This window comes from Chloroflexota bacterium (assembly GCA_014360825.1).
Classification (GTDB): domain Bacteria; phylum Chloroflexota; class Anaerolineae; order UBA2200; family JACIWT01; genus JACIWT01.
Window position 1 is genome coordinate 273136 of sequence record JACIWT010000001.1, and the last position, 23789, is coordinate 296924.

Annotated in this window: 17 protein-coding genes; 15 read left to right on the plus strand and 2 right to left on the minus strand. The window is 55.2% G+C overall.

Annotated elements, in window-relative coordinates; translation table 11 throughout:
- Position 1: 1 nt before the first annotated feature.
- The 8 genes from H5T64_01150 (at position 2) to H5T64_01185 (ending at position 11331) form a co-directional block, all read left to right on the plus strand.
- Positions 2-997, plus strand: coding sequence for a ribose-phosphate pyrophosphokinase (locus H5T64_01150; protein MBC7262949.1), 996 nt, complete (start codon positions 2-4; stop codon positions 995-997).
- A 150-nt stretch (positions 998-1147) separates the two neighbouring features.
- Positions 1148-5089: a preprotein translocase subunit SecA gene (secA, locus tag H5T64_01155; protein ID MBC7262950.1), complete on the plus strand. Its 3942-nt coding sequence runs from the start codon at positions 1148-1150 to the stop codon at positions 5087-5089.
- Between the two features lie 76 nt (positions 5090-5165).
- Positions 5166-6068, plus strand: coding sequence for a bifunctional enoyl-CoA hydratase/phosphate acetyltransferase (locus H5T64_01160; GenBank protein ID MBC7262951.1), 903 nt, complete (start codon positions 5166-5168; stop codon positions 6066-6068).
- A 47-nt stretch (positions 6069-6115) separates the two neighbouring features.
- Positions 6116-6661 (plus strand): 2-oxoacid:acceptor oxidoreductase family protein, encoded by a 546-nt coding sequence (locus tag H5T64_01165; protein MBC7262952.1) that lies wholly within the window; start codon positions 6116-6118, stop codon positions 6659-6661.
- An 18-nt stretch (positions 6662-6679) separates the two neighbouring features.
- On the plus strand, positions 6680-8407 hold the full coding sequence (locus H5T64_01170) for an FAD-dependent oxidoreductase (protein ID MBC7262953.1): 1728 nt from the start codon (positions 6680-6682) through the stop codon (positions 8405-8407).
- Positions 8395-9552, plus strand: a complete 1158-nt coding sequence (gene porA, locus H5T64_01175) for a pyruvate ferredoxin oxidoreductase (protein MBC7262954.1) — start codon at positions 8395-8397, stop codon at positions 9550-9552. Before H5T64_01170 ends, porA begins: the two co-directional genes overlap by 13 nt.
- On the plus strand, positions 9549-10445 hold the full coding sequence (locus H5T64_01180) for a 3-methyl-2-oxobutanoate dehydrogenase subunit beta (protein MBC7262955.1): 897 nt from the start codon (positions 9549-9551) through the stop codon (positions 10443-10445). Before porA ends, H5T64_01180 begins: the two co-directional genes overlap by 4 nt.
- Positions 10408-11331, plus strand: a complete 924-nt coding sequence (locus H5T64_01185; protein MBC7262956.1) for an MBL fold metallo-hydrolase — start codon at positions 10408-10410, stop codon at positions 11329-11331. The genes H5T64_01180 and H5T64_01185 overlap by 38 nt, the downstream gene beginning before the upstream one ends.
- A gap of 141 nt (positions 11332-11472) precedes the next feature.
- Here the strand turns inward: H5T64_01185 and H5T64_01190 are convergent, their stop codons facing one another.
- Together H5T64_01190 and H5T64_01195 are read right to left on the minus strand one after the other, a co-directional pair.
- A complete protein-coding gene (locus H5T64_01190) occupies positions 11473-13779 on the minus strand; it encodes an extracellular solute-binding protein (protein ID MBC7262957.1) in 2307 nt (768 codons plus the stop codon).
- 247 nt (positions 13780-14026) lie between these two features.
- Entirely contained in the window at positions 14027-15703 is a 1677-nt protein-coding gene (locus H5T64_01195) for a DUF1957 domain-containing protein (GenBank protein ID MBC7262958.1), read from the minus strand.
- A 277-nt stretch (positions 15704-15980) separates the two neighbouring features.
- On the opposite strand from H5T64_01195, the gene uvrC reads away from it, so the two are divergent.
- The 7 genes from uvrC to H5T64_01230 all read left to right on the plus strand — a co-directional run bounded on the left by uvrC (position 15981) and on the right by H5T64_01230 (position 23759).
- A complete protein-coding gene (gene uvrC, locus H5T64_01200; GenBank protein ID MBC7262959.1) occupies positions 15981-17828 on the plus strand; it encodes an excinuclease ABC subunit UvrC in 1848 nt (615 codons plus the stop codon).
- Positions 17829-17973: 145 nt separating this feature from the next.
- Positions 17974-18219, plus strand: coding sequence for an Lrp/AsnC ligand binding domain-containing protein (locus tag H5T64_01205; protein MBC7262960.1), 246 nt, complete (start codon positions 17974-17976; stop codon positions 18217-18219).
- Between the two features lie 38 nt (positions 18220-18257).
- Positions 18258-19328, plus strand: a complete 1071-nt coding sequence (locus H5T64_01210) for a hypothetical protein (protein MBC7262961.1) — start codon at positions 18258-18260, stop codon at positions 19326-19328.
- 4 nt (positions 19329-19332) lie between these two features.
- Complete coding sequence (locus H5T64_01215) at positions 19333-21264, plus strand: hypothetical protein (GenBank protein MBC7262962.1); 1932 nt, start codon at positions 19333-19335, stop codon at positions 21262-21264.
- A gap of 17 nt (positions 21265-21281) precedes the next feature.
- Positions 21282-21806: a hypothetical protein gene (locus H5T64_01220; protein MBC7262963.1), complete on the plus strand. Its 525-nt coding sequence runs from the start codon at positions 21282-21284 to the stop codon at positions 21804-21806.
- Positions 21807-21837: 31 nt separating this feature from the next.
- A complete protein-coding gene (locus H5T64_01225) occupies positions 21838-22794 on the plus strand; it encodes an SPFH domain-containing protein (protein MBC7262964.1) in 957 nt (318 codons plus the stop codon).
- A gap of 29 nt (positions 22795-22823) precedes the next feature.
- Positions 22824-23759, plus strand: a complete 936-nt coding sequence (locus H5T64_01230) for a carbohydrate kinase family protein (protein ID MBC7262965.1) — start codon at positions 22824-22826, stop codon at positions 23757-23759.
- The last annotated feature ends 30 nt before the right edge of the window (positions 23760-23789 follow it).

Here is a 23789-nt window from a genome sequence, read left to right on the forward strand (position 1 = left end):
TATGTACAAGATTTACGGAGAATTGGCGCTGCTCAGTGGATCAGCGAACCCTGCCTTGGCCCAAGAACTGAGCGATCATTTGCAGACGCCGCTCACTGGCGTGGATATCATAGATTTCCCGAATGAGAACATATTTATCAGGCTCCGTACCAGTGTTCGCGCCAAGGATGTGTTCATCATCCAACCGACCTCATCGCCAGTCAACCGCAATATTATGGAACTGCTTATCATGATTGACACCGTGAAGCGAGCTTCCGCGGGGCGTATCACCGCCGTCATCCCTTACTATGCCTATGGCCGTACCGACAAAAAGGATCAACCCCGCGTACCCATCACGGCTCGCCTCATTGCCGACATGATTCAGGTCGCCGGCGCTGATCGAGTGCTAACGATGGACCTGCACGCCGGTCAGATTCAGGGCTTTTTTAGCATCCCGGTGGACGAGATCACCGCCTTCGATATCCTGGTGAAGCACTTCATCGAAAATCCGGTTAAAAACGCCGTTGTGGTGGCCCCCGATGTAGGAGCCACCAAACGAGCACGCAATTTCGCTGAGGTACTCAATGCCCCGTTAGCGGTTATCGAGAAACGGCGTATTGGCAATGCCGACAGGTCTACAGCGCTGAACGTGATCGGCGACGTTCAGGGAAAGAACATCATTATTTTCGACGATGAAGTGGATACCGCCAGCTCGCTTATGGAAGCGGCTCATATTCTAACGGAGCATGGGGCGGAGGATATCTACGCCTGTGTTACCCACGGTGTACTCTCCGGCCCGGCAGTGTCACGTATCGCAGCCAGCAATATCAAAGAATTGGTTATCACCAATACTGTCCCACTGCCGCCGGAGAAACGGTTGGCCAAAATCCGTGTCCTCTCTATCGCCTCGGTCCTAGGCGACGTGATCCGCGCCATCCACGAGGGGACGTCGGTAGGCGCAGCCATGCTGAGATATCGAGACTACGCACGCGAGCGAAGCGACAGCGGAGCCGTATAGCCTGCTGCCACTAAGACTTCTGCCACCCCAATTTTTGTGCTATAATCAAATAACGGAAGATGACTGCCTGTTCATCAATTGACCTGGGCACAGGCAGTTATTCATGAGAGATTAGGCAAGAGTTACGTGCAGTGTTACGAAACGAGGTAGATGCTCAAGAATATTCTGAGCCGTGTCATCGGTGATCCCAACCAGCGCGAGATCGAACGACTCCAACCTATTGTAGAACGGATTAATGGGCTGGAGGAGGAATACAGTCGCTTGTCAGACGCGGAACTGCGCGCCCTTACCGATCAATTCCGGGCCCAGATCCGCTCCGCGACTGCTGAGGATCTCGCCAGAATCGAACAATTGCAGCGTGAACTTGATATCGCTGCCAGCCGCGACGAACGTGAACGTCTGCAGGATCAAGTAGGCCTACTACGTAAACGTATTCGCCAGAGCGAAGAAGAAGTTCTGAACGAGATCCTACCCCACGCCTTTGCTGCCGTACGCGAGGCCTCAAAACGCACGATCGGCTTGCGCCACTTCGATGTGCAACTCATTGGCGGAATCGTGCTGCACCAAGGGAAGATAGCCGAGATGAAAACCGGCGAGGGCAAGACTCTGGTTGCAACCCTTCCCCTCTACCTCAACGCACTCCTGGGACATGGTGCACATCTGGTCACCGTGAATGAGTATCTGGCACGCCGCGATTGTCAATGGATGGGTCCCATCTACGATTTCCTGGGACTCAGCGTGGGTCTCCTGCAGCCGGGTGAGAAAGCTGCCTTTCTCTTCGATCGGGAGTGGAGGGGGGGCAGTGAAGATACCCGCTGCCTCCGCCCTGTCTCTCGCGCCGAGGCTTATCGCGCTGATATTACCTATGGCACCAATCACGAATTCGGCTTCGACTACCTGCGGGACAATATGGCTTGGCGGCTGGAAGACCGCGTCCAGCGCGAATTACATTACGCCATTGTGGATGAGGTAGACAACATCCTGATAGATGAGGCACGAACACCGCTTATTATTTCGGCCCCTTCTGACGAACCCGCCGAACTGTATAGCCGCTTGGCCAAACTCGTCAAACGGCTTAATCCCGGTGACTACGAGATAGACGAGAAAACGCGCACCGTCATCCTCACCGATCAGGGTTATGATCACGTCGAACAACTGCTGGGTCGGCCCCTGCAGGACCCCAACCTGCCAGAGATGTGGAACCCAGAAGAAGCGCGCCTGATGCACCACTTAGAACAAGCGCTCAAGGCCCAATACCTTTTTCAGGTGCAACGCGATTACATTGTGCGAGGCGGGCAGGTCATCCTGGTAGATGAATTCACTGGCCGACTGATGCCCGGTCGGCGCTACTCTGATGGATTACATCAAGCCATCGAGGCCAAAGAGAATGTCAAGGTACGCCAGGAGAGCGTCACATATGCTACCATTACTCTGCAAAACTATTTCCGTCTATATGCCAAACTGGCGGTCATGACTGGCACTGCTGCCACCGAAGCGGAGGAATTCAACCGCATTTACAAGCTCGAAGTAGTGGTCATCCCCACTAACGAGCCAATGATCCGCCAGGATTATCTGGATGTCATTTACAAGACAGAAGAGGCCAAGTTCAATGCCGTGGTGGAAGAGATCGCGGAGATGCGGTCACAGGGGCGCCCCGTCCTAGTGGGCACCTTGTCCATCGAGAAATCCGAGCGGTTGTCTGCTATGCTCAAGCAGCGTGGGATAGACCATCAAGTGCTCAACGCCAAGTACCACGCTCGGGAGGCTGCTATCATCGCCCAAGCGGGTCGCCGCGGTGCGGTAACCATCGCCACCAATATGGCTGGTCGAGGTGTGGACATTAAACTAGGCGGCGGGTTACCGGAGGAGGATGCCGCACTGATCAACCGGTTCCTAGTTCAATGGGGTCACGATCCGGTAGAGATCTATACCATGGGATTGGAAGCGCGGGCTTCGCTTTTCTGCGAAGAACTCTACAAACCCGAACATTGGGCTGAGTGCGTTGGGCCCATCTACGTACAGAAGTTGGGACGTCTCATCGAGCAACCCGCCAATTTTGAGGAGCGTCGGCTGGCGCTGGAGGCGGTAGCCACCGCAGAGGCAATGCGGCTACTGCGCATCATCGAGCATGTGGAAAACCGACGTGAGGTGCTCCGGGCGGGAGGTTTACACGTCATTGGCACCGAACGCCACGAGGCGCGTCGCATTGACAACCAGTTGCGTGGTCGTGCTGGGCGACAAGGAGAGCCAGGATCATCCCGTTTTTTCATTTCGTTAGAGGACGACTTGATGCGTCGGGCTGGTGGTGACCGCGTCACCAGCCTTATGGACCGGTTGGGCGGCTACCCTGATGATATGCCCCTGGAATACAGCCTGCTCAACAAGGTCATTGAGGACACCCAAACCCGTATCGAAGGCTACAACTTCGACATCCGCAAACACCTCGTGGAATACGATGATGTACTGAACGCTCAGCGAGAGGTAATCTATGAGCAACGCCGCCGCATTTTATCACGCCATGACCTGCGCGCTGATGTGATGCGTCTACTTGAGGAGGAGATTGATCGCTTGCTCGACGCTTACTGGGGGTCTGGCCGGGAATGGCAACTTCTCTATAGCCTGGACACTATTCTGCCGCCCCTCAACATCGGCGAAAAGGGTCTCTTTCCTTCCTTCACAATACAGGCTTTCCTCAACTACCTCAATAATGGGCATGCGGCAGATCTCAAATCCACTCTTGTGGATGTATCGCGATCCGTGATGGAGCGGTATAGCGAGTACATAGTGGAAGACCTAGTGCGCCCAGCGATCGAACGTACTATCCAGGCGTACCAAGAGCGTTTGCGGTATTACCAGGACGTGGCCGAGACCCATGCCATCGGACTACTGGATGAGGCAATGGAACGTGGACAGGCCATCACTCCAGCGCGCTTGCTACGCGAGGTAGGAGCAGCTACGGGCCTCCCTCTCGAAATTTCCGCAGACTTGCGCGGCATAGAGGGTGAGGATCTTCACGCTTATCTGCCTGCCGCCGTGGAGGCAGCGTTGAAAGAGCAGGCTCGCCAGAGCATGTTATCTGCTGTCAAGCGACGCAGTGGTCTGCAATTCGACTTCCAATTATCTCGAGAGCGCGACGTGCCGTTGGAAGAACTTGGTGAAGTGCTCATCACAGGCATCCACGAGGTCTTAAAACAAAATGCAGTGCGGACCACAGAACAAGTTGCCAATGAGTTGAAGGCGGTCCAATGGGACGGTGGCACGCACGGAGAGTTGATGCAAGCGCTCTTCAATATCTGCTACAACGTGACTTCCGAATTTGATACCCGCACCCACAAGAGAGTCTACCGTTTGGTGCCGCGCATCCCCCTTTACCACGCCGCGCCAGAGATATTGGAGAATGTTGGTCGCGAGGAGCTGCGCCAAAGCATCTTGAATCACTTCGAGGCTGCACTGGATGCCCGCGAAGCCGAGTGGGGTACCTTGGAATTACGACGAATTGGTCACCTCACCCCAGATCAATTAGACGCGGACCTGCGCTTCGACATGGAACACTTCCCCGGCATAGAATTCACGCCCGAATTGGCTCGCACACCCATCACCGATCTACCTAGCGAGATGCAGGGCGCGATAGCCGGCTTTCTGGGTCGCCGAATCATGACTCGGTTACAGCAGCAGATAATGCTTGGCGTCATAGGGCGGCTTTGGGTAGACTATCTGAACGAATTGGAGGCGCTGCGCGAGGGCATTGGCTTACAGGCCATCGCCCAGCGTGACCCGCTAGCCGAGTACAAGCGCCGCGCCTATGATCTGTTCCAAGCACTGCTGACAAACGTCCGCGTGGGTGTGCTTAACAATCTGTTCCGCGCCTGGCCTGCTGGGTTGGAGGACGTCGCGCGGCCTACCAAGCCCACCACACGAACTGCACGGGCCCCTGCAGAGAAAACAGCGGAAGCGGCAAGGGCCGAAATCACGAATGGTCTACCTGAGACCAAACGCGTGGGTCGCAATGATCCGTGTCCTTGCGGCAGCGGTAAGAAGTATAAGAATTGCTGTCTGCGCCGCGAACGAAAGAAAAGTGGAAAGAGGAAATAGCGCGGCAGATTCTTCGGCGTAGAGAGGACGTACTTGGACTGACATAGCATAGCCCGATCAACGCAAGGAGGCATTTATGGCGATAAGAACGTTTGCTGAACTCCTCGAGGAGGCCAAGCGGGTGGGGCCGAAATCAGTAGTTGTGGCTGCTGCCCACGACCCTGAGGTTCTACAGGCCGCACAGGACGCCGAACAGATGGGTATTGCCACCTTCATATTGGTGGGAGACCGGGAGACGCTGCGACAAACAGCCCGGCAGAACAACATCGACATCACCCGCATGATGATAGTAGATGAACCAGACGCAAGGTTGGCAGCCCGCAAGGCCATGGAATTGCTGGGCTTGGGCCACGCAGATGTGGGCATGAAGGGCAAGATCGAGACCGGCGATTTCCTGCGCGCTGCCTTGGACCGCGAAATGGGCCTCCGCGTGGGGAGACTATTCACCCACGTCGCCGTGTTTGAAATCCCCGGTTTTGAACGACTAGTATTTGTCACTGACTCTGGCGTGGTCGTCGCACCGACGATGGAGCAGAAAGTCGAAATCGTGCAGAATGCAATTGACGTCGCGCAGAAACTAGGCGTGGAGACACCCAAGGTAGCCATACTCGCAGCGACAGAGATGGTGAACCCCAAAATTCCCACCACTCTGGATGCAGCAAACTTATCCAAGATGGCCGACCGAGGACAAATCCGCGGTGCTATTGTGGATGGGCCGTTGGCGTTAGATAATGCCATTTCTGCCGAGTCCGCTGCTATTAAGGGAATCCGAAGCGAAGTGGCAGGTACCGCCGATATTTTGGTGACGCCAGACGTAGAGGCAGGAAATATGCTGGCAAAGGCCATCACCTACTTCGCCAAAGGCAAGATGGCAGGCGTCGTAGTGGGAGCGAAGGCCCCGCTTGTGGTGGCCTCACGCTCGGATCCGCATGAGACAAAACTGGTCTCCATCGCCCTGGGTGTGATCATGGCGGCCTGATCCACACGCGACGGAATAAGCAGAGTCATCCATCAGGAGGAGGCATCATGCTAGAAATCCGCATCCACGGACGTGGAGGTCAGGGAGCTGTCACTGCCTCGAAGGCGCTGGCTTCCGCCGCTTTCCGCGAAGGCAAATACGTTCAATCTTTCCCCTTCTTTGGTGTGGAGCGGCGTGGGGCTCCCGTGACCGCCTTCACTCGCATCAACGACCACCCTATCCGCATCCGCTGTGAGATCCAGACTCCCGACCACGTCATCGTCCTGGATCCGACACTCCTGGAAGTCGTGGACGTCACCGCAGGCCTGAAGCCAGGTGGCTGGATCGTCATCAACAGTGAGCGTGCTCCCAAATCATTCCATTTACCGGGGTTCCGCGTGGCTACTGTGGACGCTAACCGCATTGCCATCAAATATCGCTTGGGACCACGGACCGCACCTATTGTCAACACCGCCATCTTGGGTGCATTCGCCCGCGTTACAGGCATCGTGGGCCTGGACGCGCTGGCTGAGGCCGTGCGCGAAGAGGCCCCCATCAAGCCCGAAGAAAACGTCGCTGCCATGCACGAGGCCAGCGAGAAGGTTTTGGTATGAGAGGAGGCAACGCTTGTTATGGCCGAAGAAATCGTCTTCAAAACCGAGGCGGAAATGCCGCCTATGCCCGTGTCGCTGGGTTCGACGCTGGTCAGTAAGACCGGCAGTTGGCGCTACATCCGCCCCATTTACCGCGATAAGACCCCACCCTGTAACGCCGCTTGTCCCGCTGGGGAAGATATCGTTCATTATTTGCAGCATATTAGGGACGGGGACGATGAGACCGCCTGGCGTGTGCTGACCCAGGAGAATCCCTTTCCTGGAGTTTGTGGACGTGTGTGCCCTCATCCTTGTGAAACTGACTGTAACCGAGCCCAGTTGGGTGGAGCCATCGCTATCCATCTGCAAGAGCGCTTTCTGGCGGACCGAGCCAAGGAGAAGCGCTGGACACTGCGCATACCAAATGCCCCCGCCACTGGCAAAAAGGTGGCTATCATCGGATCGGGGCCAGCGGGGCTTTCCTGTGCCTATCAGCTGCGTCGCATGGGCCATAAGGTCACAGTTTTCGAGGCCGAGTCTGAGCCCGGGGGTATGATGCGTCTGGGCATCCCTGAGTATCGTTTGCCCAGGGAAGTGCTGGACCGCGAGATTGCAGCCATCGAGAAACTCGGTGTGGAGATCAAGACAAACATGCGGCTGGGTACCAACCTCACTCTGGACGATCTGGCGCGTTACGACGCGGTTTTCATCGCCACCGGGCTGCCAGAGACAAGGAAACTCGGCATCAAAGGAGAAGATGCCAAGGGCGTGATACCGGGGCTGGAGTTCCTCAAGAGAGTGAACGCCGGCAAGCGGGTCAGGCTTGGGCAGCGTGTGGCTGTGATCGGTGGTGGCAATACGGCCATAGATGCCGCGCGCACAGCCCGCCGAAAAGGGGCAGGGGTAACCGTGCTCTACCGTCGCTCGCGGGCCGAGATGCCAGCCATCGCCGAAGAAGTACAAGAAGCGATAGATGAAGGCGTGGTTTTCGAATTCCTCACTGCGCCGATTAGCATCTTAACTCAAGGGAACAAAGTGGTCGGGTTGGAGTGCATTCGAATGAGGTTAGGCAAACCCGATGAATCAGGACGCCGCCGTCCCGAACCGATCCGTGGCTCTGAGTACACCGTCGAGGTGGATACAGTCATACCGGCGCTAGGCCAAGAAGCGGACCTGAGTTTCTTACAAGGCACGAACGTACGCACCGAAGGGGGTTTCATCATCGTGGACCGCGCCAATCGTACGGGAGTAAAGCACATCTTTGCTGGGGGCGATGTAGTCACCAACAAGGGTACGGTTACTCATGCAGTTGGTTCGGGCAAGCGAGCAGCGCTCGCCATTGATCGGGTCCTACGAGGCCTGTCGCTCGAAGATTTCCCCGCCGAGAGCGAGATCTTGCATGCAGTCCCACCCAAAGCCGACCCTCGAGTCGTTCAGTTCGGCGACCTGAATTTGGACTATTTCACCGAACAGCCACGACCGAGCCAACCCCAGCGCGAGGCAGCCAAGCGCGTCAGAGACAACGGGGAGGTTAATCTGGGATTTGATATTGCGACCGCCCGCGCCGAGGCCGAGCGCTGTTTCAGCTGTGGTACGTGCAACCATTGCGACACGTGCTACATCTTCTGTCCAGATGTGGCTGTTCTCCGCGTGGACCACGAGGGCTACGAGTTCAACTATGATTACTGCAAGGGTTGTGGCATCTGCGCCACGGAGTGCCCACGTGACGTGATAGATACGGAGGAGGAAGTCAAATGGAAAAGGTGATTATGGGCAACCACGCCGTGTCCGTTGGCGTGCAACTCTCCCGCGCCCAGGTCATTTCCGCCTACCCCATCACGCCGCAGACACAGATTGTGGAGATGCTCTCGGAGATGTGCGCAAATGGCGAACTAGATGCCAAGTTCATCAAGGTAGAATCCGAGCATTCGGCTATGGCTGCGGTCATCGGCGCATCATCTACCGGGGCGCGGGCATTCACTGCTACGTCGTCGCAGGGTCTGGCGCTGATGCACGAACTGTTGCACTGGGCCTCCGCAGCGCGGTTGCCCATTGTGATGGCCAACGTCAACCGGGCGATGGGTCCCGGTTGGTCCATCTGGACGGAACAGACCGATAGCCTGGCTCAACGCGATACGGGCTGGCTCCAGATCTATTGTGAGAACAACCAAGAAGTGTTAGACTCTGTCATCCAGGCGTTCAAGATATCCGAGACCGTGCTTTTGCCCACCATGATCGTGCTGGATGCCTTTGTGCTTTCACACACTTCTGAGCGCGTAGATATCCCTGACCAAGCGGAGGTGGATGCTTTCCTGCCGCCACGAGTGGCGAAATGGAAACTGGACCCTAAGGAACCCCACGCTTTCAACGCATTGGTGACGCCGGCACATTACATGGAGTTGCGATATAAGATCCAGAAATCCCACGAACAGGCGATTGAGGTGGCGCGACAGGTGGACACCGATTTCGGGAAGGCGTTCGGGCGGAGTTATGGGTTGGTGGAAAAATACAAAATGGAAGATGCGGAGATCGTGTTGGTGGCCTCCAGCACGATCGCCAGCACCGCTCGCATTGTGATTGACGAAATGCGAGCCAAAGGACAGAGAGTAGGACTGCTCAAGATGCGCTACTTCCGGCCTTTTCCTTTTGCTGACGTCCGCAAGGCGTTGGGCGGGGTGAAAAAGGTAGCGGTAATAGACCGCGATATTTCGTTCGGACACGGTGGTATTTGGGCTTCTGAGATCAAGGCAGCGCTGTATGGAGCGAATGGCCAGCCACCGCTTTTCGGCTTCATCATCGGTCTGGGTGGACGCGACGTGAGACCCGAACATATTCATGAGATCGCTATGTACGTGATGGAACATGACCGCCCACCCGAAGACCCAATTATCTGGCGGGGGGTTAAAGTATGAGTTACAAAATACCAGAGGACGAACTAATGCTACCTGGCCACGTGGCCTGCCCAGGTTGCGCAGCACCCCAAGCGATGCGCCTTGTACTGAAAGCACTCGGCAAAAACACCGTGCTCATTATCCCCGCCTCGTGTTGGTCCATCATCGCCGGTCCATACCCATACTCAGCAGTGGATGTGCCGCTACTGCACACTGCCTTCGAAACAGGCGGCGCGGTGGCAGCAGGGGTAAAAGCGGGGCTGGAGATGATGGGGTTGCCCGATACCACCGTGCTGACTTTCGCTGGCGATGGTGGGACGTTTGATATCGGCTTCCAGTCGTTGTCCGGGGCGGTGGAGCGGAACGAGGATTTCCTCTACGTTTGTTATGATAACGAGGCCTACATGAACACGGGCATTCAGCGCAGTTCCGCAACCCCTTGGGGGGCTTGGACGACCACAACGCCGGTGCGTCATCCCAAAGACCAGCCCAAAAAAGACATCGTAGCCATCATGGCCGCGCATCGCATTCCTTATACGGCTACGGCGACAGTGGGCTATCCTGAGGATCTGGTGCGCAAAGTAGAAAAGGCCAAGGGTATCCGCGGGTCGAAGTTTCTGCATGTGCTGGCGCCATGCCCGTCGGGATGGAAGAGTGAGCCGGCTCAAACGGTGTACATCTCGCGGTTGGCTGTACGGAGCAGGGTATTTCCGCTCTACGAAGTGGAGCAGGGCGAACGATGGAATATCACTGTCTGGCCTGACCGGCCTATTCCAGTGCGCGACTATTTGCGCACGCAAGGCCGCTTTCAGCACCTCACGGATAAGGATATCCAATACATTCAGGAATACGTAGATGCAGCGTGGGAGGAGTTGGTTGCCAAGACCGAACACAGTCTCCATGAGACTCGGTGACGTCGAACTGCACGTTGTAAGCGATGGGATTTTCCGCAGCGATGGTGGCGGCCATTTCGGCTTAGTGCCCAGGGTACTATGGGAGAAGATTATTCCTCCTGATGATCTTAACCGTATCCCGGTGGCGATGAATTGCTTACTCATCATATCGCACGGAGTGCGCATCTTAGTGGATACCGGCTACGGTCACAAACTTACTGAGAAACAGAGGGCCATTCACGCTTTGGAGCGGCCCGAAGGCGATGTAGTGGCAGCACTAGGACGATTGGGCTTGCACCCCCACGACATTGACATCGTGATTAACACCCACTTGCATGCCGATCATTGCAGTGGGAATACCAAGTGGGCCTCCGCTGGCAGCGACAACATTCGCCCCGTTAACGAGTCTCCTCAAGGTGAGGACAGAGGCTGCGTTGAGGCTATCCCCACTTTCCCCCGAGCCCAATATTGTGTGCAGCGGTTGGAGTGGGCTGATGCCTGCTTCCCGAACGAACGCACGCGAGGGACCTACTTCGCTGAGAACTTCCGCCCCTTAGAAGCCACGGGCCAGTTACGTCTCCTCAACGGCGACACGTACATCACGCCGGAGGTACGCTGCATTGTCACACGAGGGCACACTCGCGCACATCAGAGCGTGGTCATCGAATCAAAAGGCCAGACAGCCATCTACCTGGGAGATGCTGCACCAACGGCAGTGAGCCTGGAGAGGCTGGCGTGGATCGCCGCTTTCGATGTGGAACCGCTTGAGTCGTTGGAGACCAAACGTGGGTTGCGCGAGTGGGCGCTGCAGAAGGATGTGGTGCTATTCTTCGAGCACGATGTGCGAGTGCCTGTAGGGCGTCTCCAACGAGAGGGAGAGGAGTACCGGGTCGTGTGCTTGCTATGATCCATCCCTTTGATTGGAATTGAAGTCCCCGGCCATTCGGCTGAGCACCATTGCAGAAGTAACCTCTCACATGAGCAGGAACTAAAAAGTTCGGGCCAAGGGTTAGCCTTGGCCCGAACCTCTTTTGCCGGTTACAAAGGGCTACAGCCCCAGCACACCGTTCACAGTGATGGTGCCATCAATGAGGGCCGCCTTGATCTCCTCTAGTTCTGCCTTGAGGGAATCAGGTACCTTGGCGTCGAATTCATGGAACGGTGCGATGCCCACGCCGTTGTTCTTCAGGGTGCCCACATACACCCCACCCTTGAAGTTGCCCAGCGCAACCGCCTTGCAGGCCTCGAACACGGCCACATGCATGTTCTTCACAACGCTGGTCAGGTAGACCTCTTTGAACTCCGGCGCACTGATGTACCAGTCGGTGTCCACGCCGATGAGCATCGTGCCCCGCTCCTTGCACGCTGCCGCCGAACCAAGGCCCACAGGACCTGCCACTGGCATGATGATGTCAGCACCCTCGTCCATCAAAGACTCAGCGAAGCGCCGTCCATCATCCGTGGACTCAAAGTTGCCGGTGAAGAGCCCCTCGTCCTTGGCCGTATCCCAACCCAGCACTTCCACACTGGTCCCATGCTTCTGGTTGTAGTATTTGACCCCAGCCTCGAAGCCCTTCATGAAGATAGTCACCGTCGGGATCTTGATGCCACCGAAGGTGCCCACCTTACCGGTCTTGGTCATGCCAGCCGCCAGGTACCCAGCCAGGAAGGCCGCCTCATCGGTAGAGAAGGTCAGACCCAGGACGTTCGGCAGTTCCTTGTCAGAGCCACAGTCCTTGCCAGGCACCGCCCCAGGCCAGCAGTCAGGATAGGCGTAGTCCACGATGGCGAACTTCTGATCGGGGTTGGCAATGGCTGCCTTGGCCGTGTCCACCCCGAGGAGGAAACCCACCGTGACGATCAGGTCAAGTTTCTCGTCGAGGAACTGCTGGATGTTCTTGGCGTAGTCTGCCTGAACTTGGGATTCCAGATACTTCCCTTCGGCACCCAGTTGCTCCATCGCCATCTGGACGCCCTGCCAGGCCGTGGCGTTGAAGGATTTGTCGTCAATGCCACCCATGTCCGTCACCTGGCCCACCTTGATCTTCAAGAGCGGAGCCAGCCCTGCCTCGCGCACGCAAGCATCACACTCTCGCTGCATAGAGGCGGCAGCATCTGCCGGGGTCATGGTGTCGGCCATCACTGCCTCCAGATTCGGGCGCATTGAGTCCCAAGCGCAACGCATCTGCGGTGCAGCAGGCATACCCTTACCCTTAGACAACTGGGCCATGGAGCCGGCCAGGATAGGATCCTGAGAGATCAGCGGGTTCTCAGCCACCACCTTATTGGAGGGCAGTCTCTTGAAGCGCTCGAGCCACTGGGTCTGCACGGCCTCGGAAGTCATATACTCGACGAACTTCTTGGCCGCGGCCAGTTTGGCAGCATCCCCCAGGATGGCCTTGTTGAACATCCAGTACTTGCCCGAGGTCATGGGTGATGGCCACAGACCACTGGCACTCACCTGCGGAATAGGTGCGGTGCCAAAGTTCACGCCTGCTTCTGTGTAGCCACCCAGCGACCAGTCGCCATTGATGATCATGGCTGCCTTGCCCTCTTTGAAGAGGGTATCCATGGTATTGTAGTCGCATTCCTGTGGCACGACCTTCTCCACGAACTTGAGGTCGTGGACGAACTGAAGGGCTTTCACCACCGCATCGGAGCCCAGGGAGCAGTTATCCAAGTCATCCAATGGCCAGCCACCAAAACCGCCTATCCATGGAGCCAGCCAGAACGGCTCGTTCAGGTTGTAGGCGAAGCCATACACGCCGGCGGCCTCATCGGTCAGGGCCTTGGCCATGGAAATGAGTTCGTCGGTGGTCTTAGGTGGCTCTGTGACGATGTCTTTGTTGTACAGGAGCATCAGATGGTTGCCATAGTTGTCTGGCACACCCCACAAAGTCCCGGCCACCACCGCAGGTCCCAAGGCACCTTCAAAGAAAGTGTCCAGGAAAGCCTGGTCGAAGATGGCGCGTACATCGGCAACGATGCCCAGAGCGCTGAAGGGACCAGCGAAGTCATTCGGGCAGCGGGCCAGTTCAGGACCAGCACCAGCAAGGGCTGCAGTCTGAAATTGATCACGCAGTTCCTCGTTGCCGTAGTGGGTGCGCTCGACTTCGATGTCGGGGTTCTGCGACATAAAGTCCGCCACCAACTCGTCAATGAAGACGTCCACATCATCGCCTTCCTGCTCCCAGAAGACGATCTTCACTTTGGCTGGGGGCGGGGTGGTCGGTGTTGCTTTCACCTCCGGTGGCTTGGTTGGCGGTACCGGAGTAGGTGTTGCTGCAGGGGCACAAGAGAGCACCATGCCAAGCAACACAAGCAAAATCACTGTTACGCTAATCCACTTACGCATTTTCTTTCTCCTCCGTATTTTTTCTCAGATTCTGATTAGTGAAAATCTCTTTTCGTCTCAGCCGTTTCTCACCCCCTTTCCGGAACCGGTCTCTGCGAGATTGCGAAGTATCGCAAGGCCTTGCTACAAGCATTATACACTATTGACGGAGATTGTCAACGCTCACCCTTACCCGGTGAGGATATCAGAAAATCGAATCAATCCACTCAAAAACAACGCTACGCTGGAAAGCAAGACGAGCGTTTTCCTACGGACTAGATTCCCTCTTCGCAAACACACGGTAGTCAATATCTGGGAAAGGATTATCTAGATCAGCCACGGAGTCGAGGATTTTCCGATCCTCTTCTGTGATAGTACCTCGTTCAGCCACAGAAGCCAAGTGGTTAAAGCGCGCCAGGTGTTGCTGAAAGCGCCCATTAGCGTACTCCTTCGCCTGGCCGGTGGTCACAAGGAAGGGCCAGTCACTGCTCTGGAGGAGGACAAGTTCCCGCGCCGCTTGGTTTAACACCTCTTTCATGACTTCAGATGCATCTGGGTAGCGGGCCACCAGTTCTTCCATCTTGCGCTCGGCATGGTGAATCAACGGCCACATCCATTCTGTGTCCGGATTTAGCCAAGTCCAGTGCCCTCCACCGTTGCCCCAGGAACTTTCCGGTAGTGTAATGACCTCCACCGGTTCATGCTCCTCCAGATAATCCCCCGCTGTGGTGAGCAAGACATCCTCATCCTTGTCCAGCCGGCGCAACACCTCTTTCAGCCAAGCCACCCCTTCGAACCACCAGTGGCCGAACAGTTCGGTGTCATAGGCCGAGACCACGATGCCAAAACCACCCGTCTCGGCATGATAAGCATTCACTTCGTCGCGGACGAGGCTGACGAAATGGTCAGCATGCTCATGAACTTTGTGGAAAGCCTGATAGGGGTCATAGTACTCTTTCGCGCCCAAGTCCACCCCATCGCCAGTGATCTTCCAGTATCGCAGGCCAGAGTGGGCGTCCTTGCGATGGAATTCACGGTAAATATAATCGCCCGGGTAGCCGTGAGCAGCGGACCAGACCTGCAAGCCGGTGCGCTCATCTCGCCCGAAGACAGCCACCTTGGCTGAGTGTACGTAGTAAGGCCGCATGGTGGTACGGTCTGTGGCCTCGGGACGTTCGTCTTCGCGTACCACAAGCACGCGCTTGGGAATGGCCCCGTAAGGCCCAATAGCATCGCCCACCACTTTGCCTACCATGCGTCCACCACGAATGACGTGGGTGTCAGTGAAAAAGTAGCCCAGATTTAGATCGGCTAAAAACTCCTCCAGGCCCGGTTTATAATGCTGGTTTTCCAGATAGGCGGGGCGGTAGCCGCACTCAGGCAACCAGATACCGCGGGGGGCACGGCCAAAGTGCCGGTAATAGCTCTGGATGCCGATCTTCAGTTGGCCGTAGATGGTGGAGTCTCGGGACATAAGCGGTAGATAGCCATGCGTGGCTGCGCAAGTGATGATGTCCAGGTTGCCTTCGTCCTGGAGGTCGCGGAACGCGCCTACTAGATCCCGGTGATAGCGTTGACGGAAGGATTGGAGGATCTCGTTATACCAGTCGCGGTAGAATTGGGCTAGATAAAGCAGGTGAGCATCCCCGGCCTCTTGATGCCGCCAGATATCATTGTGTACTAGCGAGAGTCGCTCTTCCAAGTAGAGTTCGAAGTGTTTTAGTACGTCGGGATCGGAGATTTGCTCGAGCAAGATGGGGGTCAAGCCGAGAGTGCAATGGGGGTTGTGACCTTCCTGCTTGAGGTCGTACAAAGCGTTCAGCAAAGGGATGTAAGTCTCTGCCATAGCCTCATGGATCATCTCCTCGCCATGAGGCCATCGGCCAGCCTTACGTACATAGGGCAAGTGGGTGTGCAACACAAAAGTAAAGGCACCCTTTCTCACTGCACCTCCTTGCTGATCTCGGCGTTGAGCATCAAATTCTAATTGGTGAACATCCCGATTGTGGGCGAAATTATAGCACTATTTTTCAGATATTGCAAAGTGGCGCGCTTGGGCAGTCTTCTCCCCTACTGGCTCTAACGAGGGACGGGTGAGGATTCGAATATGGCGGGAACACACCTAACTTGACGACCGATATGTAATGCGTAAAATCTAAATCAGAACTATCCAATCTTGCTTCCCGCAAGGATATCAACCCGCAGTGAGCTGGTAAGACCGGATGCCTAGTCAAAGTGTTTTGGAGCAACTGAAATCACTACCCAGCAAGCCCGGCGTCTATCTTATGAGAGACGCGGCAGGTGAAATCATCTACGTGGGCAAGGCACTGAACCTACGTAACCGGGTGCGTTCATACTTCCACGCCCAGGGTGCTTCTATCACATCGCCGAAGCTGCACCAACTTGCCTCACAGATTGCACAAATCGACTTCATCGTCACGAGTTCTGAGGTAGAAGCACTTATTCTGGAATGCAACTTGATCAAGAAACATCGCCCCAGGTTTAATGTACGACTGAAGGATGACAAACGCTACCCGTATATTAAAATCACGCTGCAGGAAGACTACCCACGCCTGATTATCACAAGGCGGATGTTGGATGATGGATCGCGCTACTTTGGACCCTACACCTCCGTGAAGGCTGTCCATCAGACGTTAGATGTGTTGCGACGGATATTCCCCTACCTTACTTGTAAGCGCGAGATCACGGGCCGTGATAAGCGCGCTTGCCTATACTACCACATCGGGCGATGTGCCGGCCCTTGCATCGGGGCCATTTCCAAAGAGGATTATCAAGCACTGGTAGAACAAATCTGCCTTTTCCTGGAAGGCAAACAGGAGCGCATCGTGGCCGAACTGCGAGACCGAATGAGGAAAGCAGCCGATGATTTGCAATACGAGGCCGCGGCACGGCTCCGAGACCAGATCCAGGCCATCGAGAAGGTGATGGAGCGGCAGAAGGTGGTGAGCAGCACGGGTGAGGATCAGGATGTAATCGCTTTAGCCCGCGATGACCGGGAGGCCTGCGTACAGGTCCTCATCATACGACAGGGAAAACTCATTGGCAGCGAATACTTTATTATGACCGGCACCCAGGATGAGGAGACACAGGAGATCATCACCGCTTTCGTCAAGCAATTCTACGATGAGGCAGCCTATGTGCCGAAGGAAATCCTGCTCCAGAGCGAAGTGGACGGGGCGCCCATCATCCGTTCGTGGCTACAGTCCAAGCGCGGGAACCAAGTGATCCTGCGCGTGCCCAAGAGGGGTGCAGACAAAGAACTGGTACAGATGGCAGCCGAAAATGCTGCAGAGACGCTCGCTCACCTGAAAGCACAATGGGAAGCCGATCAGAACCGTCACGTCGCAGCGCTGAATGATTTGCAGGAGCATCTCAGGTTACCTATACCACCAGCGCGAATCGAGTGCTATGATATCTCGAATATTCAGGGCGCTCTCGCAACAGGAAGCATGGTGGTCTTTGTCAAAGGCGTAGCGCGAAAAAGCGATTACCGTCGTTTCCGTATCAAAACGGTACCAGGAGCGAACGACTACGCTATGCTCCAGGAGGTGCTGCGACGGCGATTCAGACGGGCACTGCAAATGCGGGAGGAGATCGGTCCGGCGAAAGATGCGGCCTGGGCCGCATTGCCGGATTTGATCATCGTGGATGGGGGGCTCGGACAAGCCAATGCCGCGCATGATGTTATGACAGAGTTAGGACTGGATCAAGTCCCCGTAGTAGGCCTGGCCAAGCAGAACGAGGAACTATTCCTGCCCGCCCAATCAAAGCCGATCCTATTGCCGCGGGGATCGGATGCGCTGCATCTGGTGCAACGTATCCGTGATGAGGCACACCGTTTTGCCATTGGGTACCACCGCCAGTTACGTCGCAAGAGCGCTGTGGCGTCGGCATTGGAGGAGATTCCGTGCATTGGTCCAAAGCGACGGCGGGCTTTGCTTAAGCGATTCGGCTCGCTGGAAGCCATTCGTGAGGCTTCGGTGGAAGAACTAGCGTCAGTGGAGGGGATGAGCCGGGAGGCGGCGGAGAGGGTGAAAGAGTTGCTATAAGAGGCGGCCAGGAACTGTCCGGGATCATACTGATGCTTTGATTCGACACTCCACGCGGGGCATTGACTTTGCGCCCACATCGTGATATACTTGAAAATAACAGAATGGCTCTTCAAAGGCCGGGTTATCCAAGGAAATCAACCTAATGACCCCACAGGCATATGTTCTCATCAAAACCCAGGTAGATAGGACCCCAGAGGTTTTCAAGGCATTGCAGAGCATAGAGGCTCTGCGAAGGGCGGACATCATCATGGGACCTTATGATATCATTGCCCTTATGGAAGCCGAGGACGCGAGCAAAATAGGTGACTTTATCCTCGAGATCAGAGATATCAGTGGGGTTCTAGACACTCTGTCGTGTCTGATTGTGCGAACAACCACATCGCCATAGACTTATCTGGGATTTGGCGGCATTTCAACGGGGGAGCCGTGCCACCGTACGTGGTTGGAATTCATGGTACCTCATTCCGTAGTTCAGCAATCCTCGCCGATGAACGCGGGCAGGTATTAGACATCTGCCAGGGCGAGTCTATCAATATCCATGAAGTGCTCGTTGAGCGGGTGTTAATATCTTTGCGACAATTGTTCCAACATATAGGATTGCCTTCTGGTCGCTCTTCAGATCCCTGTATGATGGTTTGTATCTGTAGCGGGGGTGTGACATCAGATTTTGACTCAGAGCGGCTCCACGAGGTGCTCGCCCACCTGGGATGGGGCCATGTGCCAGCAATCATTACAAACGATGCCTATGCAGCCCTTGTTGGAGGGACGTTGCAAGGTTCGGGTATTGCAATGACCGTTGGTAGCAGTGCTACTGTTTACGGGCGCACTACAGCAGGTCAGGAGCATAAAATTGGCGGATGGGGTTCCATGGTTAGTGACCCCGGGAGCGGATATGAAATCGGGCGACAGGCTCTACGCGCTGCTTACAGGAGCTTTGATGGGAGCGACTTCCGGTGTCCGGTCTTAGAACGACATCTCATTGAATGGCTTGGCGAATGGACGGGCCTGAGGTTCCAAGATATGAGCACGGTGATTGATTGGCTGGATCGCGTTCGAGAGCGTGGTGAAATTGCCCGCGTGTCGGAAATCGTGCCTGCAGTGGACCGGGCAGCCAATGATCGCAACTCACCAGATCCAGTAGCCCAAGCCATCCTGAGCAATGCGGCCAACGAACTGTTCGCTTCCTACAAGGCCGTGCGTGAGCAGTTGGATTTCGGCGACGAGCCATATCCCGTCGTCATTCAGGGCGGCATTTTAGAGCACGTACACAGTCTCCGTCGAGAACTAGTATCAAAGATTCGCAGATATGACCCAATGGCGCAAGTGAACTTCCCCAAGTACCGCCCGGTCGTTGGTGCCCTCCTGTTCGCAGTGGCAAGACAACTTAAATTACCGGGGGCTGACCAAATGAGAATGGTTGAAGAATCCATTCTCAGCCTTTCAGAGAGGGTTCGCGCTTGGGCTTTGGGCCCACCGCTAGCCATAGAGGAGGCTTAGTCGAATGGAAAAATACCCCACTATCTCAAGAGGCGGTGCAGTAGACATATGGTCGGACGAAGAACTCATCTCGTTACATCGGGTGATGCAACGTCACCTGCGGTCACTGGAACTCGTCCGCGAAGACTACATCCGCGAGAAGGAGGGCAGCCAGATCATCTATCTCCTCGACTTCGAGGAGATTTATGCTTATCTGCGACCCTATGCGAAAGAGGCGAAGCACTCAGTCGTGGCTTCCTACGTCCTTAGGCACTGTAAGCGCCCGTTTGTCCTGCCCATGGGCACGCTTATAGAGCTCGATCGGCATCTCGACAGGCTTAGTGGACAACTATGGGGCCTCGATACCATATCGCGGCTTTCTCTCATTGAGGGGGATGTGGACTCTGCCATCGAGAGACTATCTCACTTGGTCGAGTCTGAGAGCATAGACTCGCCTGTGACCCCTCATTTGATGACCGACATTAAGATCATTGCCAATAGCCTAGCAAGAGAGCTTATTGGCCACCAGTCTGAACTAGAACGATTACGGAATCTCCTATGGCAAGATAATATTGTGGGATCAAGCCAATTCATTGATCCCTCGCGAATCACTCTCGAAGATCAGAGGATAACCAAAGAGGCATGGGCTCACACACTCCAGGTGCTAAACTCGCAGCGTCCTGAGCGCTCTCACAGCAACTTCGCTGATGCCACGAATGTAGCCACAGCGATTTTGCTAAGACGTTACACGGTTCAGTACCCCAAAGGCACAGAGAATCCTTACTGCGCCTATCTGATTACAGATACGCCTTCCCTTTTGAATCCCGCCATATGGGCAAGGAATCCGCTCGATGAGAAGTATGGTCTGACCACCGATGTGTTTCGGACGCCACTGGAGATACTGTATAGCACGGTCGTCGAGATGCATTTTCCAGAGCCCGATGGCCGGCGGGATTTCGCGGAGTTAGCCGAAAGCATTTGTCGCGACATACGCGACAGACTGCCATTGTGCCCAGCATCGCGGATTGTAGGGCCCCTTAAACGTACTGAGTACGGAGAATATTTGGAACGATTGGAAAGCCTCAAAGCATATGCTCTTTCGCAGTCATTGGACGATTTCCAAAAGTATGTGAGTGACGCGTTGTTATCTCCCCTACGCGACTTTGAGGATAAATGGGAGCGCAGTGAACAATTTGATTTGAATAAGGCAATCGGCTATGACCCGGATAGTTCGGCTGCAGAAATCGGGAGAGCATTGCTTACCTCAACGAACCGTGTCCGCACGATGATCGCTGATATTCGCAAGCTCCTCGAACAGAAACTGTTCGAGGAGGGACGGGGGCTCAGCGAACCTGCGATTACTTCTGAAGAGCGCCAGAAGACCTACTCTTTGTCCTTCTTCTCCTTAGACGAGTCAGAGTCGAAGGAGGACGATTTGGATTGCACTCAATATCGACTTTATCGCAGACTGGATGACCGAAAAGATTTGGTCCTAGCCATTGACGCATATCCCGGTTACTATTCTTGCTTTTGGAAGACCACTAGGACATTGGACGACATCTGTGCCTATCTAAACGATATTCTAGAAGGCATGAGCCTACGACCCAAAAGGAAGGCAAGAAAACGAGAAGATGTGTTCCAACACGGTATTCTCGCTTTTACCTGCGAGAAGCGACGCGAGTTGGGGCTGGAAACCCCGTTGGACGCTCGGGAACTGGCACGGGAATTGGACAAAGAGGGGATTACTTATGTCCGCTTTAACACGCCGGTGGCAGATTTTTGTGTGGATGTTCTGCCACAAGATGTTGGTGGTGATACATTCGTGGGAGTGATGAGCCATTTGAATCAAGAAGATATCATCTTCAAACTGTTTTACGCCACGTCTCGCACCCACGTGTGGCCAGGGACCCTTCGCCAGGTACTCCGTGAACGCTTGGACATCTATCCAATCCACTAATGGAGGGAGTGCACCTCATGAGCGAGAGCAAATCCATCAGGTCGCCGGAAGCAGCACTGGCAGAGAAATTCAAGATGGCCGTCAAGATGACCAAAATGCCTATACGCAAATACCCATGCATGGACTACTGCTGCTCCGCTCAGAGGCACGCAGAGTTCATATTATGGGTTGGAGGGGAATCTATCGAGGACGATCCGGATTGTAGCATCGAAGAACTCGCGTGCAAGTGGCTGCATTTAGGCGCACTGAACGCACGTATGCAACCCCTGCGCTGCGGGTTTGAAATGAGCACCGAGAACGATTGCCTTCACTTCGAGCACATAGGCGGTGGATTTCGATGGCACGGCCAAATATCAGTTCCTGCCGGGTACCCCAAATACCACGAGCGAGGGGTAGGTTCCTCAAGAACCCAGATTTACAAACGGCGAGACGTGCCCCACGATCAAGAGATCCTCTATTGTAGTATCTCCAGCAGAGCGGAGGGCGATAGTTCGGAGGAACTCCAGATGCGGATCACAGTCTTGTTGGAGCCAAGAAGATAGATATGGAACTCGCCCTTGAAGGAGCGGCAATATGAGCACTTCGGAGAAATCAGCAGATACCACCCCCGGCAAGAGCCCGTTATTGTGGTTCCTGCTTGGCGGCGCCGGGGTGTTTCTGACCAGCCTCTTCATCTCCGTGTTAGCCGGGTGGCCTCTGCGTGAGACATTTCTGACAGTTGCGATCATAGCCCTGGCCTGCTTTCTCATAGGCAGTTTCTTCCGCCAGTACCTCATCATAACCGTACCGGAGCATCAGAAAATTGTCGTTTTCCGTTTAGGTAAGGTTGTGGGAGTTAAAGGTCCAGGGCCGGTCGTAGTTCGACGACCCATTGAAACCTTCCAACGAGTTGACGTGGAAAGGGTCTTTAGAGAATGGGGCCAAAAACCCTGTTCAGCCCTTGATGGAGTTCGATTGGAGATAGAATATGCCGTGTTCTGGCAGGTGACCAAGGATGGAGTGGTCGCCAGTGTGACAAAAACGAAAGATCCTGGTGCAGCAGTGAAAAACCTGGCGGAGGGAGAGATCGCAATTGCCATCTCGAAGCGAGAGAGTCCGGATGTGCGCGAAGCGCTCGGTAAGATTAGCATCGAAGTGGAGCAGCAACTAAGTAAATATCTTGCAGATATAGGCTTGAGGGTCGTGGCAATTCAGATCATGAATGTCACAGCGGCGGATCCGGAAGTGCAAGATGCCATCAACCGACTGGCAGCAGCCAAAATGGACGCGGAGGCTTTGAGTGAACGAGACAAAGTAGCACAAAAAGTAGGCCGAGCGGCCCTTCGAGTTCTCTATCTCGACGCTCTCAGGTCTTTAGGTCAAAAAGATTCCACTATCTTTATGCCCTTGGAGTTGATAGAGCCTTCCTTGTTGTGGCGCAGCCTGGGCGAAGAGGCACCGGATCGTACATCGGACGTTAGCGCGTCTGAAGATTCACCAAACACCATGTCCGGAAACAACTCCCAACAACGCCCAGAAACCGAGAAATAGGTCCCGATATTCCAAGAAAGCATTTCAGTATGGTCAACCGCAACCCTCAGCATATCCTCATTTTCGGCGCAGCAACCGTGGACATCAAAGGTCGTGCTGCCAGTCGGTTAGTGCCAGGTTCCTCTACCCCTGGCCAAATCAGTCTCAGTTACGGGGGTGTCGCCCGCAACATAGCCGAGAATTTAGCCCGTCTCGGTGAACCCACTATTTTGCTCTCCGCTGTAGGCCGCGACCCTTTCGGTGCACAGATACTGGAACACACCGCTCAGGGCGGTGTGGACGTGAGCCGGGTTCTTATCTCCCCGAATCACCACTCGGCCACCTTTCTCAGGATTCTTGATGAAAAAGGCGCTCCTCTGCTCTCCCTGGATGAGATGGGCATCATACAACTTCTGACCCCCGATTACGTGGCCAAGCACCGCGAGCTCTTCGACAAGGCCAAGATGGTGGTCATAGATGCCAATCTCCCACCCCCAACCATTCGGGCTATCGTTTTCGCCGCCCGGCGGGCGAATGTGCCCCTGTGTGCAGACCCAGCGTCAGTCGCTCTGGCCCCTAAGTTACGTCGCTACCTGGCCAACTTCGCCATCGTGAGACCAAATGTGCATGAAGCGGAGGTGCTCACCGGTATGTCCATTGGTGGTCGGGGCGAGGCGATGCAAGCAGCCCAGTATCTGGTCAGTCGAGGGGTAGGCATCGCCATCATCACATTGGCCGAGGAGGGTCTGTGCTACGCGACCTCTACGGAAAGCGGCTATATTCCGGCCATCAAGTGCGAAGTAATAGATTACACTGGAGCCGGCGATGCTCTGACAGCGGCGGTAGTATATGGCTTGCTCAATGAAATGCCAATTGATGAAGCCATGCGCCTTGGGGTTTCTGCCGCCACGCTCACTCTTAAGTGTCATGACACTGTGTGCCCTGACCTGAGTTTGGAACGGCTCTACGACCAATTAGTGATCTGAAACATTGGGTCTGGATAACGCCGCTCTGGC